Origin of the sequence: Rossellomorea sp. RS05, assembly GCF_039822645.1 — a bacterium.
Taxonomy (GTDB): domain Bacteria; phylum Bacillota; class Bacilli; order Bacillales; family Bacillaceae_B; genus Rossellomorea; species Rossellomorea marisflavi_B.
On sequence record NZ_JBDKWY010000009.1, the window covers coordinates 97,838 to 114,376 of the forward strand.

Below are 16,539 nucleotides of genomic sequence, written 5' to 3' on the forward strand. Positions count from 1 at the left end.
GTGTAAGGGTTTTCTGAATGCAAATATTTTTTGCGTTTTGCGACAGAAACCCTCTGAGATCTCACTAAAAATCTTTGTTTAAAAGGGGGCAACACCCATATGATTCCTTACAAGCATGAACCATTCACAGACTTCTCGAACAAAGAAAACCAAAAAGCGTATAAAGAAGGCTTAAAAACAGTTGAAGCCTATCTTGGACAAGACTTTCCCCTGATTATCGGCGGGGAACGAGTGACTACTGATGCAAAATTGGTGTCAGTCAATCCTGCAGACCATAAAGAACTGATCGGAAATGTATCAAAAGCGGATCAGGAACTCGCAGAAAAAGCAATGAACGTAGCATATGATACATTCCAGACCTGGCGGAAAGTGAAACCGGAAACACGTGCAGATATCCTGTTCCGTGCTTCTGCCATCGTACGCCGACGCAAGCACGAATTTTCAGCCCTGCTGACAAAAGAAGCGGGCAAACCATGGAATGAGGCGGATGCCGATACGGCCGAAGCAATCGACTTCATGGAGTATTATGCACGCCAGATGCTGCGCCTGAAAGATGGATTCCCTGTAGAAAGCCGTCCTGGCGAATACAACCAGTTCAACTATATCCCTCTGGGAGTGGGCGTTGTCATCTCTCCTTGGAACTTCGCGTTTGCCATCATGGCCGGTACGGCTGTTGCGGCCATCGTGACAGGGAATACGGTGCTCTTGAAGCCTGCATCCACGACAGCCGTCGTTGCGGCTAAATTCATCGAAGTCCTTGAAGAAGCCGGTCTTCCAAAAGGCGTTATCAACTATATCCCTGGAAGCGGTGCTGAAGTCGGGGATTACCTCGTAGATCACCCGAAAACACGTTTCATCTCCTTCACGGGATCACGTGATGTCGGGATCCGCATCTACGAAAGGGCTGCAAAAGTCCATCCTGGTCAGAAATGGCTGAAGCGCGTGATCGCTGAAATGGGAGGGAAAGATACGATCGTCGTCGATTCAGAAGGCGATATCGAACTTGCAGCTAAATCCATCGTGGCATCTGCCTTTGGCTTCTCCGGTCAAAAATGCTCGGCTTGTTCACGTGCCGTCGTCGTGGAAGATGTATACGACCAGGTGCTCGAGCGTGCAGTTGAATTGACGAAGGAACTCACAGTCGGAAACCCTGTCGACCAGGATAACTTCATGGGACCGGTCATCGATCAAGCTTCATTCGATAAGATCATGAGCTACATCGAAATCGGTAAGGAAGAAGGAAAACTCATGGTCGGAGGCGAGGGAGACAGCTCGAAAGGCTACTTCGTCAAACCGACGATTTTTGCCGACCTTGCTCCTGATGCACGACTCATGCAGGAAGAAATCTTCGGACCGGTCGTAGCCTTCTCCAAGGCGAAGGATTTCGATCATGCCCTTGAGATCGCGAACAATACGGATTACGGATTGACTGGAGCGGTCATCACGAACAACCGTGAGAAAATCGAACAGGCACGAGAGGACTTCCACGTCGGAAACCTTTACTTCAACCGCGGCTGTACAGGTGCCATCGTTGGATACCAGCCGTTCGGAGGATTCAATATGTCCGGGACGGATTCCAAAGCAGGCGGACCTGATTATCTGTTGCTTCACCTTCAAGCGAAAACAACTTCGGAAACTCTATAAGGAAAAACGGAAGGAGCTCTTGTCTGACAGGGGCTCCATCCTTATATAAACCGGTAATACCGGTGAATTTAAAGGAGGAATATGCATGGCGAGTTCACAGGCGATCATCGATCAAACAGATAAATACGGAGCAAGGAATTATCATCCCCTGCCGATTGTCATTTCGGAAGCAGAAGGGGTATGGGTGACCGATCCCGAAGGCAACCGCTACATGGATATGCTCAGTGCGTATTCTGCCGTCAACCAGGGCCATCGCCATCCGAAGATCATCCAGGCGCTGAAGGATCAGGCGGACCGCGTGACGCTTACATCACGTGCCTTCCATAACGATCAGTTGGCACCGTGGTACGAGAAAATCTGTCAGCTGACAGGCAAGGATATGGCCCTGCCGATGAACACGGGAGCAGAAGCAGTCGAAACGGCCATCAAAACGGCCAGGCGCTGGGCGTATGATGTGAAAGGTGTCGAGGAAAACCGTGCTGAAATCATCGCGTGCAATGGGAACTTCCACGGCAGGACGATGACGGCTGTTTCTCTATCGTCAGAAGAAGAATATAAGCGTGGATTCGGGCCGATGCTGCCAGGCATCAATCTCATTCCATATGGCGATCTTGACGCGTTGAAAGAGGCGATCACACCGAATACGGCAGCCTTCCTCATCGAGCCGATCCAGGGAGAGGCCGGGATTGTGTTCCCTCCTGAAGGTTTCCTGAAAGCAGCTGCCGATCTTTGCAAGGAGCAGAATGTGCTCTTCATCGCGGATGAGATCCAGGCGGGGCTTGCCCGCTCCGGTAAAATGTTTGCGTGTGAGTGGGCCGGGGTCGATCCGGATATGTATATTCTCGGTAAAGCACTCGGCGGAGGTGTGTTCCCGATTTCATGCGTAGTGGCGGACGAAGCGGTCCTTGGCGTGTTCAATCCGGGCTCTCATGGTTCTACATTTGGAGGAAACCCGATGGCATGTGCCGTTTCCATCGCTTCACTCGATGTGCTCATCGATGAAAAGCTTGCAGATCGCTCCCTGGAGTTGGGCGAGTACTTCATGGGGAAACTTAAGGAGATCAAGAACCCCCTCATCAAGGAGGTCCGGGGAAGTGGTCTCTTCATCGGGGTCGAGCTTCATGAACCTGCACGTGCGTATTGTGAAAAGCTGAAGGATGAAGGACTTCTTTGTAAAGAAACCCATGATACCGTCATCCGATTCGCTCCACCTCTTGTGATTTCTCAGGAAGATCTGGACTGGGCAATCGAGCGTATCAAGAAAGTGCTTTCTTGAAAGCGTGGACAAGAGACGGAATCTTTTCGAAATTTTGTAGATGCTGATGGTTTAGGTAACAGTTATATGTTACAATTACAACGGTTTCAGATCACATAATAAAGAGGCGAATGTTAACAATGGGAGAAAACCTTAATCTGTTTACTTCTACACAACATGTCATCAATGATGCTTTGTCCAAACTGGGCTATTCCGAAGAAATGTTCGAACTACTAAAAGAACCGATCCGCATGCTGACCGTCCGCATCCCTGTCAGGATGGACGACGGAAGCATCAAGGTTTTCACGGGTTACCGCGCACAGCATAATGATGCTGTCGGTCCTACAAAGGGAGGCGTACGCTTCCATCCTGAGGTCGATGAGGAAGAAGTGAAGGCGCTTTCCATGTGGATGAGCCTGAAATGCGGGATCGTCGATCTTCCGTACGGCGGAGGAAAAGGCGGGATCATCTGTGATCCCCGCACCATGTCCTTCACCGAGCTTGAAAAGCTCAGCCGTGGATATGTAAGGGCGATCAGCCAGATCGTCGGGCCGACGAAGGATATTCCGGCACCTGACGTTTACACCAACTCGCAAATTATGGCCTGGATGATGGATGAATACAGCCGTTTGCGGGAAAATGATTCTCCTGGTTTCATCACGGGGAAACCGATTGTCCTCGGAGGATCACAGGGTCGTGAAAAAGCGACCGCGCAAGGTGTGACCATCTGCATCGACGAAGCGGCCAAAAAGCGCGGAATCGATATCAAGGGAGCCCGTGTCGTGATCCAAGGATTCGGGAATGCAGGTAGCTTCCTTGCGAAGTTCATGCATGATGCCGGAGCCAAGGTCATCGCCATCTCGGATGCCCACGGGGCGCTCCATGATCCCGACGGACTCGATATCGATTACCTGCTGGACCGCCGCGACAGTTTCGGAACCGTGACGACGCTATTCGAGAATACACTTTCCAACAAGGAGCTCCTTGAGCTGGATTGTGATATCTTGGTGCCTGCTGCCATCTCGAATCAGATTACGGAGCAGAATGCACATGATATCAAGGCGTCCATCGTCGTGGAAGCGGCGAATGGACCGACCACGCTCGAAGCAACAAGGATCTTGTCCGAACGTGGCATCCTCCTTGTACCGGACGTCCTTGCAAGCGCAGGCGGTGTAACGGTATCTTACTTCGAATGGGTACAGAACAACCAAGGCTATTACTGGACAGAGGAAGAAGTAAACGAGAAGCTTCAGATCAAGCTTGTCGAAGCGTTCAATAATGTCTATGAAACATCACAGAACCGCCGAGTCAATATGCGTCTTGCCGCCTACATGGTGGGAGCGCGCAAAATGGCTGAAGCCTCAAGATTCAGAGGTTGGGTCTAACCATCGCATGCCATGGCGCATCATCTCTCGGGATGATGCGCTTTTTTTGGTATGTGAGCTTTATAAAATTGACATTCACCTGTTCCGTTCGTACGATTGAAGGAAGAGCAGCTAAAGCGGATACATAGTGAATCGGAGGTCATGAAAGATGAACATTGCAGAAACATCCCTTGAAGCGGTAAAGCATGCCATACAGAATCAAAAGTCCTTTTTCAAGAATGGACATACGAGACTCATTTCCAACAGGAAAGAAACTCTTGAAACGCTCTATCAGACGATCAAGGATCATGAGGAAGACATCATTCACGCCCTGCAAATGGATCTGAACAAGTCTGAAATGGAGACCTATGCAACGGAAATCGGCATCCTTCTGGAAGAGATACGCTTCGTGCTCAAACACATCGATGAGTGGGCAGAACCGAAAAAAGTAAAGGTAGCCAAGACCCATATCGGGTCTAAAAGTTATTCGGTACCGGAACCCTATGGGGTCACGCTGATTATCTCCCCGTGGAATTACCCAATCCAGCTTGCCCTTGCCCCTGTGATCGGTGCCATCGCAGCAGGGAACACAGCCATCATCAAGCCTTCAGAGCTTACCGTCCATACATCACGTCTTCTTGAGCGGATCATCTCCGCCCGCTTTGACGGACATGTGCTGAAAGTGATTGAAGGAGGAGTGGAAACAACGGGGCATCTCCTAGATCAACCATTTGACTACATCTTCTTCACGGGCAGTGTACCTGTCGGGAAGGTCGTTATGGAAGCGGCAAGCAAACGCTTGATCCCTGTCACCCTCGAGCTTGGGGGGAAAAGCCCCTGCATCGTGGACGAGACGGCGGATATCGCCCTTGCAGCCAAGCGGATCGCTTTCGGGAAGGTCACGAATGCAGGACAGACCTGCATCGCCCCGGATTATCTTTTCCTTCATAAGAGCATCAAGGAGCAATTCATCACGGAGTTCAAGAATGCCGTCGTGACATTTTATGGTCCAGAGCCCCTCAAGAATGATAAGTACGGGCGCATCATCAATGAACGGCATTTTGACAGGATTGCCTCTTATCTCGAGGACGGGGAAATCCTCTTAGGCGGGAAGCTCGATCGTACGTTCCTGAAGATGGAGCCGACCCTGATGACACCGAAGGATCACTCTGTCCCGGTCATGCAGGAAGAAATCTTCGGTCCCGTATTCCCGGTGCTCGAGTACGAAAACCTGGAAGAAGTCATTGACTATGTAACGGAAAGGCCGAAGCCCCTGGCACTGTATCTGTTCACAAACAATGAAGCAACAGAAGCTGCCATCACGGGGAATATCTCGTATGGCGGGGGCTGTATCAATGATACCCTGATGCATATCGTGACGCCCTATCTTCCATTCGGTGGCGTAGGGGAAAGCGGCATGGGGAGCTATCACGGTGAGTCCAGCTTCTCCACATTCTCCCACTATAAAAGCGTCATGAAACAGACGAATAAATTTGATATGAGCTTCCGGTATCCGAATGGAAGATTCGGCATGCAGCTCATTAAAAAGCTGCTGAAATAAAGAAGAAGGCGTCCCGTCTAGTGGGGACGCCTTCTTGAATTTCATTTATCGTGTAGGTTCTGTACGGTGATCCCGTTCCAGTTCCTCTGTCGGTTTGAAAAGTAATCCAAGATTGATCAGTCCTGAAATTCCAACCAGACCATAGATGATCCGGGAAAGTCCGGCACCTTGTCCTCCGAAAATGGCGGCGACGAGGTCGAATTGGAAAAATCCGATCAGCCCCCAGTTCACGGCACCGATGATGGTGAGAACCAATGCAATACGTTGTAAAGCACTCATGTTTGTTTCCTCCTTATTGTATGGTTCACTATTACTATCCCCCAACCGTCCATAGATATGTGCGAGCCTTTTAAATTTTTGGGCAAGTTCTTTGCATTTTACGCCGGGTCTCATCCATAATAAAAAAGGTGAACACGAACATATTCTCTTTAGGAGGTATTCATAATGAATGAATTTACGTTTTATAATCCGACGAAATTGATCTTTGGTAAAGGTCAAGTCGGGCAGCTGAAGGAACTTGTTCCTCAATACGGTAAAAAAGTACTTCTCGTCTACGGTGGCGGAAGCATCAAGAAAAGCGGCCTTTATGATCAGGTAACAGCTGTCTTGAAAGATATCGATGCCGAAGTATTCGAACTTGCCGGTGTTGAACCGAATCCACGTTTGACCACGGTAAGACGCGGTGTGGATATCTGTAAAGAAGAAGGCATCGACTTCCTGCTTGCGGTAGGTGGAGGTAGCGTCATCGACTGTACCAAAGCCATCGCTGCAGGTGCGAAATATGACGGAGATGCATGGGATCTTGTTACGAAGAAAGCTTTTGCTTCAGAAGCCCTTCCATTCGGTACCGTGTTGACCCTTGCTGCGACCGGTTCAGAAATGAATGCAGGATCTGTTATCACAAACTGGGAAACCAATGAAAAATACGGCTGGGGAAGCCCGGTTACATTCCCTCAATTCTCAATCCTCGATCCGGAAAACACATTCACTGTTCCTAAAAACCACACGATCTACGGAATGGTCGACATGATGTCCCATGTGTTCGAGCAGTATTTCCATAATGCTACGAATACACCGCTTCAGGACCGCATGTGTGAATCCGTACTGAAAGTCGTGATTGAAACAGCACCTAAGCTGATCAATGACCTTGAGAACTACGAGCTTCGCGAAACGATCCTATATTCTGGAACCATTGCCCTCAACGGTATGCTTCAAATGGGCTACAACGGTGACTGGGGAAGCCATAACATCGAGCACGCTGTGTCTGCCGTGTACGATATCCCTCATGCAGGCGGTTTGGCGATCCTGTTCCCTAACTGGATGAAGCACAACCTGAACGTGAACCCTGCCCGTTTTGCACAGCTGGCTGAGCGCGTATGGAATGTCGATCCTGAAGGCAAAACACAGGAAGAAGTGGCTCTTGAAGGAATCGAGAAACTTCGTGAATTCTGGTCCAGCATCGGTGCCCCTTCACGCCTGGCTGACTACGATATTGATGACAGCAAGCTTGACCTCATTGCTGATAAAGCAATGGCCAACGGCGAATTCGGTAACTTCAACAACCATAAATTGAACAAAGAGGATACGCTCAGCATCCTGCGCGCATCCCTATAATAATCATGGCCGGTCCTGTTTTGGACCGGCTATTTTAAGAAATACAGTGATCACATAAAAACTTTTGAATGAATGCGTTTTCAGTTATCTGCGTTTCTTGATTATGATGACCGGATTCGATAAAGTGAGATAGAAGCAAAATAAAACAATCGGAGGATGGTTATGACACACATTCGTTTTGATTATTCAAATGCGTTATCCTTTTTTGGTGAACATGAAATTACATATTTGAGTGATGCCGTCAAAGCGGCACATCACGCCCTGCATGAAAAAACAGGTGCGGGAAGCGACTTCCTTGGATGGATCGATCTTCCTGTCGATTATGATAAAGAAGAATTTGCCCGCATTCAAAAAGCGTCAGAAAAGATCAACAAAGATTCCGATATCCTTCTTGTCATCGGAATTGGTGGATCTTACCTTGGAGCAAGAGCTGCCATTGAAATGCTCAATCACAGCTTCTTCAATACCGTTTCAAAAGAAAAGCGTTCAGCACCACAGGTCCTCTTCCTTGGACAAAACATCAGCTCCACTTACATGAAAGACTTGATGGATCTCCTTGAAGACAAAGACTTCTCTATCAATGTCATCTCAAAATCCGGTACAACAACCGAGCCGGCGATCGCCTTCCGTATCTTCCGCAAAATGCTTGAAGAGAAGTATGGAGTAGAAGAAGCGCGCAAACGCATTTATGCAACAACGGATAAAGCAAAAGGTGCCCTTAAGACCCTTGCGAATGACGAAGGCTATGAAACATTCGTCGTGCCTGATGATGTCGGCGGTCGCTATTCTGTTCTGACGGCTGTAGGTCTCCTGCCGATTGCCGTTAGCGGAGTGGATATCGAAGCGATGATGGACGGAGCAGCAAAGGCAAGGGAAGACTTCGGTCAATCAGAGCTTTCCGAGAACCCGGCCTACCAATACGCAGCCGTGCGAAACGTTCTGTATAACAAAGGCAAAACCATTGAAATGCTCATCAACTATGAGCCAGGTCTTCAATACTTCGCTGAGTGGTGGAAACAGCTCTTCGGTGAGAGCGAAGGAAAAGACCAAAAAGGGATCTACCCTTCATCTGCAAACTTCTCGACTGATCTTCACTCACTTGGACAATATGTACAAGAAGGTCGCCGCGATATCTTTGAAACCGTCGTGAAGGTTCAGGAAGCACGCCATGAGCTTGTGATCGAAGAAGCGGACAGCGATCTTGACGGCCTGAACTACCTTGCAGGACAAACCATCGATTTCGTAAACAACAAAGCATTCGAAGGAACTTTGCTCGCCCATACAGATGGCGGCGTTCCGAACCTGATCGTCGAAATCCCTGCCATGGACGCGTATACGTTCGGATACCTTGTGTATTTCTTCAAGAAGGCATGTGCTGTGAGCGGTTATCTTCTTGGCGTCAATCCATTTGATCAGCCTGGGGTAGAGGCTTACAAAGTGAATATGTTCGCCCTTCTTGGGAAACCTGGATTCGAAGAAAAGAAAGCTGAACTTGAGAAACGCTTGAAATAATGCAGAAATAGACCGGTACAAACACGTTCCGGTCAATAGAATAGCCGAACGAATTCGATACGATCGAATTCGTTCGGTTTTTTTGTATTCCGGGCTAGGCCGTTGATTGGAGAACAGGCCAAAGAGACCTTTGGAACAATGGGTGAGACCAAGCGTCAGCGATACGGAAGTGCCTTCCACCATGAAAAGAGAGGGTCTGCACGGGGCAAGAACGTTTCCCTGGATTTTTCACATGAACAGCCTTTTCAGGAACGTAGTGAATGACAGCGACTTTGCTCGAAACTCATTCGTGTCCCGTAAAGTTATTTACCTTAAGTTGTAAGAAATCCATGTCTTTTTGAAGCGTGGATCAGTAAGACTGCAGGCACACATCTTTAGGATAATGATGGAAGCGTCCATAGACCATGGATGCCATTTCGTTAAAACGGAATATCTTTCTTTGACTGCGTTGAAGGAGAGGGTTTACCATCTTGTTAGACCGAGCGATCGGTTTAACATTCGAGAAAGAAGGCGTATAGAAATGTGTGGAATTGCAGGCTGGATTGATTGGAAAAAAGACTTACGAGAACAACAGCATATTTTAAAATCCATGACCGATGCCATTGAACATAGGGGACCGGATGCAGAAGGTGCGTGGGTGAGCGAGAATGCAGCCCTTGGTCATCGTAGACTCATCGTAATCGACCCGAATGGCGGGAAACAGCCCATGCTTTATCAAAACAACTATCATCAAATCGCTCTTACTTATAATGGTGAGCTTTATAACTATCTGGAGCTTAAAGAAGAATTGACGGAGAAAGGTCACACCTTCAACACAAGCTCTGATACAGAAGTTTTGCTTCACTCTTATCTTGAGTGGGGAGAAGAGTGTGTTCGTCACTTCAACGGGATCTTCGCATTCGGGATCTGGGATGAAGAGAAGAAACAACTCATGCTTGGGCGTGATCATCTAGGAGTGAAACCACTTTTCTTTACAGAAGAGGGAAATGGATTGCTCTTCGGTTCCGAAATCAAAGCGCTCCTTGCCCATCCGGAGGTAGACGCACAAATCGATCAAACAGGACTTTCCGAGCTGTTCGGCATGGGACCTATGAGAACACCAGGTCAAGCGATCTTCAAGAATATCAATGAAGTCCGTGCCGGTCATTACATGATCTACAATGAACAAGGTAAGCAAGACGTCCAATATTGGACCCTTGAAAGCAAGAAACATACGGATGATATGGATACAACCGTCAATACAATCAAGGAAATCCTTGAAGATACAGTGAAACGTCAGCTTATCGCGGATAAGCCGCTCACCACGATGTTATCCGGTGGACTGGATTCCAGTGGCTTGACTGCGATTGCCGGTCGTGAATACGGAGATAAGACCCTGACATCTTATTCCATCGACTTTGTGAATAACGAAGCAGATTTCGAGGAGGACTTCCTGCGCAGGGATCTTGATGAACCTTGGGTAAAACGCGTTTCGGAACATGTGGGCACCGATCATACGTCCATCGTCTTTGACGCGAAAAAGCTCGTTGATAACCTGTTGACTCCGATGAAAGCAAGGGACTTGCCTGGAGTCGGTGAAATCGAGACGTCCCTTTATCTCCTGTTCACCGAAATGAAAAAGACGGCTACCGTCGCTCTATCAGGGGAATCGGCAGATGAAGTGTTCTCTGGCTATCCTTGGTTCCATCAGGAGGAATATCTGGACGCGGGTATCTTCCCATGGCTACTCAATATTGGTGGGATCGCTGACGTCATGAAGGACGATCTTCTCGACCAGCTCCATATAGAGGACTATCGCAAACAGCGCTATCAGGAAGCACTGAAGGAGCTTCCGGTCCTTGAAGGAGAGTCCGACATCGAGGCGAAGCAAAGGAGGATGTCCTTCATGTTCATCACGCGTTTCCTACCGTTCATGCTCGACCGGAAAGACCGTGCTAGCATGATGACAGGCTTTGAAGTGCGTGTGCCATTCTGTGATTATCGCCTTGTGGAGTATCTTTGGAACATCCCGTTTGAAATGAAAAATGTGGATGATATCGAAAAAGGAATCCTGCGTCGTGCACTGAAGGATTATCTTCCGGACGATGTGCGCAATCGGAGGAAGAGTGCGTATCCGAGTACGAAGGATGAGGCCTACTATGAAGGTGTGAAAGACTGGATGCTGTCGATCCTGAATGATCCACAGTCACCGATCCTGAATCTGATCGATGCGGATAAAGTGCGTGCCATGATCGATGACAAAGAACAATCCACCACCATGGTGAAGTCGTTATTCGATTACTTGATCCAAGTGAATGAATGGTTGAAGGAATATGATGTTTCAGTCAAGCTGTAAGACCTACATGTTTTCCCGCTAAAAGGAGAAACTATCCCTAAAATGAAAGGGGATGGATGATGTGATCGAGATTTCATCAAGCCTTGAAGGGAAGCATTATCAGCTTTACAAATTGGAGCAGGAATTGAAGCCACTGGGGTATTCCATCGGGGGAAACTGGGATTATGACCATGGATATTTCGATTATAAAATCGATGAAGAGGTGGGGTATCAGTTCTTGAGGCTGCCGTTCACCTCGGTGGACGGGCAGTTGGACTCAAGGGGGGCGACGGTCAAGTTCGGGAAGCCATTCCTCCTGTCCCATAAATATCAGATAGGGCTGGATGATCATGCCTCGACCGGGAATCTTTCAGGATCCTTCAATCAGTTCTCGGAGCCACAGGATTCAGATGCCAGCTTTCCTGAGGAATACATTGAAGTAGGCAGGGAGCTCGTGAAGGAACTCGAGCAGACCCTGTTTCATTAATTGGATATGACAAGCAGTTCGTCTGTGGTTTCGACCACAACGTCCATGGGGGGATTCACTAACGTGTTTTCCCCCTTTTTGATGCCTAAAAGGATGACCCTTTCCTTCAGCAGCAGGGCACTGAGGGATTGGAAGGTAGACCCGGCGTGCTCATCCATGACGGGAATCAGCTTCAGGTTATTGCCTTTCAGATGATTCAAGAGCTTAAGGATCGTCCTGGACATTCCTTGGGAGATGATGCTGTTCATCATGACGAGGCTGGTCTGCATATTCGTCTGGATGACTTCATCTGCGCCTGCCCGCTTCGCATTTTCGACCTGATCCTTCTGAAGGACTTCCACCACAGTATGGAGGGACGGTTGGTTTCCTTTAATGGCAAGCAGGGTCAGGATCGTGTTCATATCCGACGTCATCTCATCCTTATTCTGATCTGATGTGACCAAGGCGATCTTCGCTTCCCGGAGATTGGCCTTTTGAAGGATGGTGTCCTTGAAAGGGGAACCTTTGACGAAATGGACATGGTTGTTACGATAAGGGTTCTTCTGAAGGGAATCATCAATGAGGATTACATCGCAGCTTGATTGCAGGGATGTGAGCTGATGGATGATTTCACGGGTGCGTTCGTTCCACCCGATGATGATGACCTGTCCTTTTCCTTTATAAGCGGTCTTCCCCTCCATATATCCGTTTTGGGTGGTCACGGTTTCCGTTGCCAGCATGACGAAATAGGTGGAGAGAAACCCTGCCCCTACCAGGATGAGGAGGATACCCAGGGTTTTCCCTTCAGCGGTCTTGGGGACGAAATCTCCGTATCCTACAGTCGAAGTCGTGATGACCGCCCACCAGATCCCGTCAAAAAATGAGGGGAAGGTGTCCGGTTCGAGATAGTGGATCATGACGCCGCAGGTGCTCATGACGGCGAGGGCCATGATCAAGATCCGGATGACAAGCGGCCAGCGCAAAAAGCCGTGGATGAGTTGTTGCATGGGTACCAGCTCCTTTTTATCTGCACTGACCATTATTGCCGAATCGGGGCTAACTCATAACTCCGTCTGCCCATTCTTTCTTCAGCATGCTGTAGCTGTATACATCATGCGACTGCTGATCTTGCATGATGTAGTCACGGAGCAGCCCTTCCCTTGTGAATCCAAGCTTCTCCACGACGCGTGAAGATCCCGCGTTCTCCGGGATGATGACCGCCCCGACCCTGACGACGCCTTTTTCACGGAACAGATAGTCGATGACGGGCTGCAAGGCTTCCGTCATGTACCCTTTCCCCCAGTGGATTGGCAAAAGGTCATAGCCGATTTCACAGCGTTTGTGGGGCACGGAGGTTGCGTGAAATCCGCATGTGCCAATGAGGTTGTCCCCCTGATCGGCGATGGCCCATCGCATAGGGGCAAGTCCTGCGGCTTCCTGTCTTGCTTCGATGATCCCTTCAGCCTTGGCGATGGATTCGAGTGGCTCCATGCCAAAGTAGGTCAGCACCTCGGGTGAAGTATAAAGGGTGAAGAGGGCCTGTGCGTCTTTTTGGTGGAGCTGTCTGAGAGTGAGTCTTGTTGTGGTGAATGTCGGATAGGTGGTCATGCTGGGATTCCTCCTTTATGTATGAAAAACATTATACCATGATTATCCATTTGGGTATGCGGGGTTTTTCACGAATTCCCTTTAGCCAAGTTAAGCTGGAAATGAAAAAAAGTGCCGCTTGAACGGCACTTCCGGGGTCAGTCTCTGAACTTTTTCTCAATCTCATCCACTTTTTTCTTCAAATCATCGGACGTTTCTTGGATTTCGTCCTTTTTATCTGATTCCAAACCGCTCATGTAATCCTTGATTTTCTGGTTTCGTTCATCCAAGATCGTAAGGATTTCCTGTTTCTTGTCCAGGTCGATCAGTTCATCGTCTACAAGGGCATTGACTGCATCAAGGAATCGGTCGTGCTCGAGATTCCTCATAGTAAGGTAAGAACTGTATAGGTCACGAAGATTATTATAATAATCGACGGATGTCCAGATATTGTTGCTGAAGTTGTCTGATTTCCACCGAATCCACGTCCCTTCGCTGATGCTGTCCTTCCAGGAGGTTTCAATGTCTTTAAGCTCTTGTTTCGTTTTGACGGAAGTGTACTCGCCGCCTCCTGCCAGTGCGACGTTTTTAAGCTGGTCGTCGGCTTTGGAGTCGACGTCGAAGCCGATGATGTTGACTTGGACGTCGGTATTGTCTTCCTTCACTTTCTTCGCGGCTTCGACAGGGTCGCCGTCACAGGTTTCGATGCCATCGCTCACCACGTAGATGCAGTTCTGGGCATCCTTCGGGAACTGGTCATTGGCAAGGAGGATGCTTTCAGCAAGTGGAGTCCTTCCTTTAGGGTCGAACCCGTCCAAGGCGCTTGCAAATTTCCCCTTGTCATATTCCTCCATCGGATAAAAGGATTCAACGGCTTTGCAGCTCATTTTCTTAACGCTGTCCGATCCGGTTCCTTTATGGCCGAAGGCGATCAAGGAGACATTTGCGCCTTCGGGAAGTTCACCGGCGAAGTTTTCAAGGCTTTCCTTTGCCAGCTCCATCTTGCTTTCGCCGTCCACTTCCGCTTTCATGCTGCCACTGGAGTCGATGAGGAGGGCAATATTGACTTCTTTTTGTTCTTCCGTCAGTTCTTCAAGGTCGACGTCCTGGAGGAGGCGTCCATCGGGAAGCTTGATTTCATCAAATACCACCTCATAGTTTTCAAACTCTCCTGCTTTTTCCTTATAGCCGGTCCTGAGATTCTCGGTAATGGAGGCCGCCCAACGTTCCGCATCCCAGTCCCCGGTATCTTTCTTTTTTGATGTGATCGAGATACTCATCTGCTGCATCCTCAGAAGCGGATCTGGCTGCGTTTTGGTTGTCATCGGAAGGGATATGCTTCTCATAGATCTCGCCGTTCGTTTGGTCAATCAGTTCTTCCGTTGTTTGGGAAGACACCTTTTCCACTTTGGTCTCCTGGGGTGCCGCTTTTTCTTTCTTCCCGGCCAACTGTTTTTCGCTCTGGCATCCAGAAAGAATGAACACTAGAATAAGGGTTAATAACCATCTTTTCTTCATGCTTTCATCTCCTCTGGGTGGATCTCGTATGAAGGGATTCCGTGGACAAGGTTATCCAATAATTTACTGTAAATCCAGTACCCAATGACCGTGACGATAAACCTAATCGCAGAATGTGATGGAAGACGGGACAAACACCCCTTCGGATCAAGAAGCTCCTTCATACGATACCAGTAAGGAATGAAAGAAGGGGGACTACAGTTGACTAAAAAGACGTTGCAGTGGAGCGGATATGAGTGGATTGTGAAGAGCGGTGCAAGGAAGACCGGACCTGGACCGAATTACTTTGCGGGGGAAAATGCATGGGTGGACCGGGATGGCCGTCTTCATTTACGAATCACGAAACACAAGAACACATGGAGATGTGCCGAGGTGACGCTGAGCGAGACACTGGGGTATGGGACGTACCGGTTTTGGCTGGAAGGAAGACCGGACCGGATGGACCTGAACGGTGTACTTGGCTTATTCACCTATGATGAAAACTCACCTGAGCAACACCATCGTGAAATCGATATCGAATTTGCCAAATGGGGAAATCCGGGAGGCCACAACGCACAGTATGTGGTACAGCCCTATTCAGAACCGGGAAATCTCCACTCGTTCCCTATGAAATTGAACGGAAACTGTTCGACCCACACGTTCAAGTGGACGCCCCGTAGCATACGGTTCATGTCCCTGCACGGGCATTACACGGACCTGCCGTTGCCGCTTGAGTGGTTCAAGATCCAGGACTGGGAATACACAGGGGACGTCCCGGACAGCAGGGGAGAAAAAGTGGGCATCAACCTGTGGCTCATGGACGGAAAAGCTCCTGCTGAAGGAATGGAGATCGTCGTGGACCGGTTTGAATTTCAGCCGCTTTCCTGACAGGTAGGGGCTATACATGGAAATAGAAAAGGAGAATGGTGGACGGTCCACATTCTCCTTTTTCAGGTGGGCGATGGTGTGGTTATCACAGGAAGGTTAATACGCAATTCCTCTCACGATCGACTTCTTCGCGGATCTTTTTATCCTCATCCGTGACGTAGCCGTTATGTAAGACCTCTTCAATCAGATTACGGTTGAAAAACACGTTGTAATTAGCAGATATATTGCCTTCGGGATATGGAACCCCAATATAGTCGAATTGATTTTTTGTACTTACTTGAATTTGATTGTAGCCGTAGATCATCACCGATTTATCCATGTTTGAAAGCTTGAACACCGTGCCGATGGGAAGCAGCTTGGTGGGGGCGAGGCTGACTTCTTTTGGCTCTTCTTTTTTGACGTCTTTGGTTGTTTGCTGACTGCATCCGACTGTGATCAATGTGGAGAGGATAACCACCAGCATCCGTTTACTATTCATAGGTTTCCTCCTGATTTCAATTTCTGAATCGATGTGTTACAACCTTTTCTTAGTGCTACAGCCTCTTGATGGAAATAGAGTTTCAATCAGATGCCTTTCTGATCTTCAGGATATCTCTCATCTTTCTTGAAGAAGAAGGCGCGGATGAAGAGGGAGATGAGGCAGGGGGTATAAAAGACCAAGGCCAAGGTCACCACAACAGGTAGTTGGGAAAGCAAATCTTCTGGTGTTATTCCCCAAGTGACCAGAACAATTAAGCTGATGGTACCCATGGTCCCAAAAAAAATGGGGAACAAGAGGAGAAGCAATCGGAATAATTTTTTTTGGTGAATGTCATATCATTCTCCTTCATAGCTTTC

The 16,539-nt window shown here is 48.6% G+C and carries 16 protein-coding genes; 9 read left to right on the forward strand and 7 right to left on the reverse strand.

Features of this window, described 5'->3' with window-relative positions; translation table 11 throughout:
* The first annotated feature begins 99 nt into the window (after positions 1–99).
* The 4 genes from pruA to ABJ225_RS19175 all read left to right on the forward strand — a co-directional run bounded on the left by pruA (position 100) and on the right by ABJ225_RS19175 (position 5,824).
* Positions 100–1,644, forward strand: a complete 1,545-nt coding sequence (gene pruA / locus ABJ225_RS19160) for an L-glutamate gamma-semialdehyde dehydrogenase (protein ID WP_347321354.1) — start codon at positions 100–102, stop codon at positions 1,642–1,644.
* 85 nt (positions 1,645–1,729) lie between these two features.
* Positions 1,730–2,920, forward strand: coding sequence for an ornithine--oxo-acid transaminase (locus ABJ225_RS19165; RefSeq protein ID WP_347321355.1), 1,191 nt, complete (start codon positions 1,730–1,732; stop codon positions 2,918–2,920).
* 119 nt (positions 2,921–3,039) lie between these two features.
* Positions 3,040–4,284: a Glu/Leu/Phe/Val family dehydrogenase gene (locus ABJ225_RS19170; RefSeq protein WP_048014653.1), complete on the forward strand. Its 1,245-nt coding sequence runs from the start codon at positions 3,040–3,042 to the stop codon at positions 4,282–4,284.
* A 148-nt stretch (positions 4,285–4,432) separates the two neighbouring features.
* Positions 4,433–5,824 carry an aldehyde dehydrogenase gene (locus ABJ225_RS19175; protein ID WP_347321356.1) on the forward strand — a complete coding sequence of 464 codons (1,392 nt, stop codon included), beginning with the start codon at positions 4,433–4,435 and terminating at the stop codon, positions 5,822–5,824.
* Between the two features lie 45 nt (positions 5,825–5,869).
* On the opposite strand, the gene ABJ225_RS19180 is transcribed toward ABJ225_RS19175, so the two are convergent.
* Positions 5,870–6,103 carry a DUF378 domain-containing protein gene (locus ABJ225_RS19180; protein ID WP_048006980.1) on the reverse strand — a complete coding sequence of 78 codons (234 nt, stop codon included), beginning with the start codon at positions 6,101–6,103 and terminating at the stop codon, positions 5,870–5,872.
* A gap of 165 nt (positions 6,104–6,268) precedes the next feature.
* Here ABJ225_RS19180 and ABJ225_RS19185 point away from each other — a divergent pair, with 165 nt between their 5' ends.
* From ABJ225_RS19185 to ABJ225_RS19200, 4 genes are all read left to right on the forward strand, one after another.
* Positions 6,269–7,438 carry an iron-containing alcohol dehydrogenase gene (locus ABJ225_RS19185; RefSeq protein WP_347321357.1) on the forward strand — a complete coding sequence of 390 codons (1,170 nt, stop codon included), beginning with the start codon at positions 6,269–6,271 and terminating at the stop codon, positions 7,436–7,438.
* A gap of 162 nt (positions 7,439–7,600) precedes the next feature.
* On the forward strand, positions 7,601–8,950 hold the full coding sequence (locus ABJ225_RS19190) for a glucose-6-phosphate isomerase (RefSeq protein WP_347321358.1): 1,350 nt from the start codon (positions 7,601–7,603) through the stop codon (positions 8,948–8,950).
* 520 nt (positions 8,951–9,470) lie between these two features.
* On the forward strand, positions 9,471–11,285 hold the full coding sequence (gene asnB, locus ABJ225_RS19195; protein ID WP_347321359.1) for an asparagine synthase (glutamine-hydrolyzing): 1,815 nt from the start codon (positions 9,471–9,473) through the stop codon (positions 11,283–11,285).
* Between the two features lie 61 nt (positions 11,286–11,346).
* On the forward strand, positions 11,347–11,751 hold the full coding sequence (locus tag ABJ225_RS19200; protein ID WP_347321360.1) for a YugN-like family protein: 405 nt from the start codon (positions 11,347–11,349) through the stop codon (positions 11,749–11,751).
* Here ABJ225_RS19200 and ABJ225_RS19205 read toward each other — a convergent pair.
* The 4 genes from ABJ225_RS19205 to ABJ225_RS19220 form a co-directional block, all read right to left on the reverse strand.
* Positions 11,748–12,737 carry a potassium channel family protein gene (locus tag ABJ225_RS19205; RefSeq protein WP_048014658.1) on the reverse strand — a complete coding sequence of 330 codons (990 nt, stop codon included), beginning with the start codon at positions 12,735–12,737 and terminating at the stop codon, positions 11,748–11,750. The two genes, ABJ225_RS19200 and ABJ225_RS19205, sit on opposite strands and share 4 nt — an antisense overlap.
* A 49-nt stretch (positions 12,738–12,786) precedes the next feature.
* Complete coding sequence (locus ABJ225_RS19210; RefSeq protein ID WP_218246631.1) at positions 12,787–13,338, reverse strand: GNAT family N-acetyltransferase; 552 nt, start codon at positions 13,336–13,338, stop codon at positions 12,787–12,789.
* Positions 13,339–13,475: 137 nt separating this feature from the next.
* A complete protein-coding gene (locus ABJ225_RS19215) occupies positions 13,476–14,597 on the reverse strand; it encodes a vWA domain-containing protein (RefSeq protein ID WP_347321361.1) in 1,122 nt (373 codons plus the stop codon).
* Positions 14,500–14,835, reverse strand: coding sequence for a hypothetical protein (locus ABJ225_RS19220; RefSeq protein WP_347321362.1), 336 nt, complete (start codon positions 14,833–14,835; stop codon positions 14,500–14,502). Before ABJ225_RS19220 ends, ABJ225_RS19215 begins: the two co-directional genes overlap by 98 nt.
* 201 nt (positions 14,836–15,036) lie before the next feature.
* Between ABJ225_RS19220 and ABJ225_RS19225 the strand changes: the two genes are divergently transcribed.
* Positions 15,037–15,702, forward strand: a complete 666-nt coding sequence (locus ABJ225_RS19225; protein WP_218246634.1) for a glycoside hydrolase family 16 protein — start codon at positions 15,037–15,039, stop codon at positions 15,700–15,702.
* Positions 15,703–15,787: 85 nt separating this feature from the next.
* On the opposite strand, the gene ABJ225_RS19230 is transcribed toward ABJ225_RS19225, so the two are convergent.
* Both ABJ225_RS19230 and ABJ225_RS19235 read right to left on the reverse strand, forming a co-directional pair.
* Complete coding sequence (locus ABJ225_RS19230; RefSeq protein WP_347321363.1) at positions 15,788–16,180, reverse strand: DUF4176 domain-containing protein; 393 nt, start codon at positions 16,178–16,180, stop codon at positions 15,788–15,790.
* An 86-nt stretch (positions 16,181–16,266) separates the two neighbouring features.
* Positions 16,267–16,452 (reverse strand): hypothetical protein, encoded by a 186-nt coding sequence (locus ABJ225_RS19235; RefSeq protein ID WP_347321364.1) that lies wholly within the window; start codon positions 16,450–16,452, stop codon positions 16,267–16,269.
* Positions 16,453–16,539: the final 87 nt, after the last annotated feature.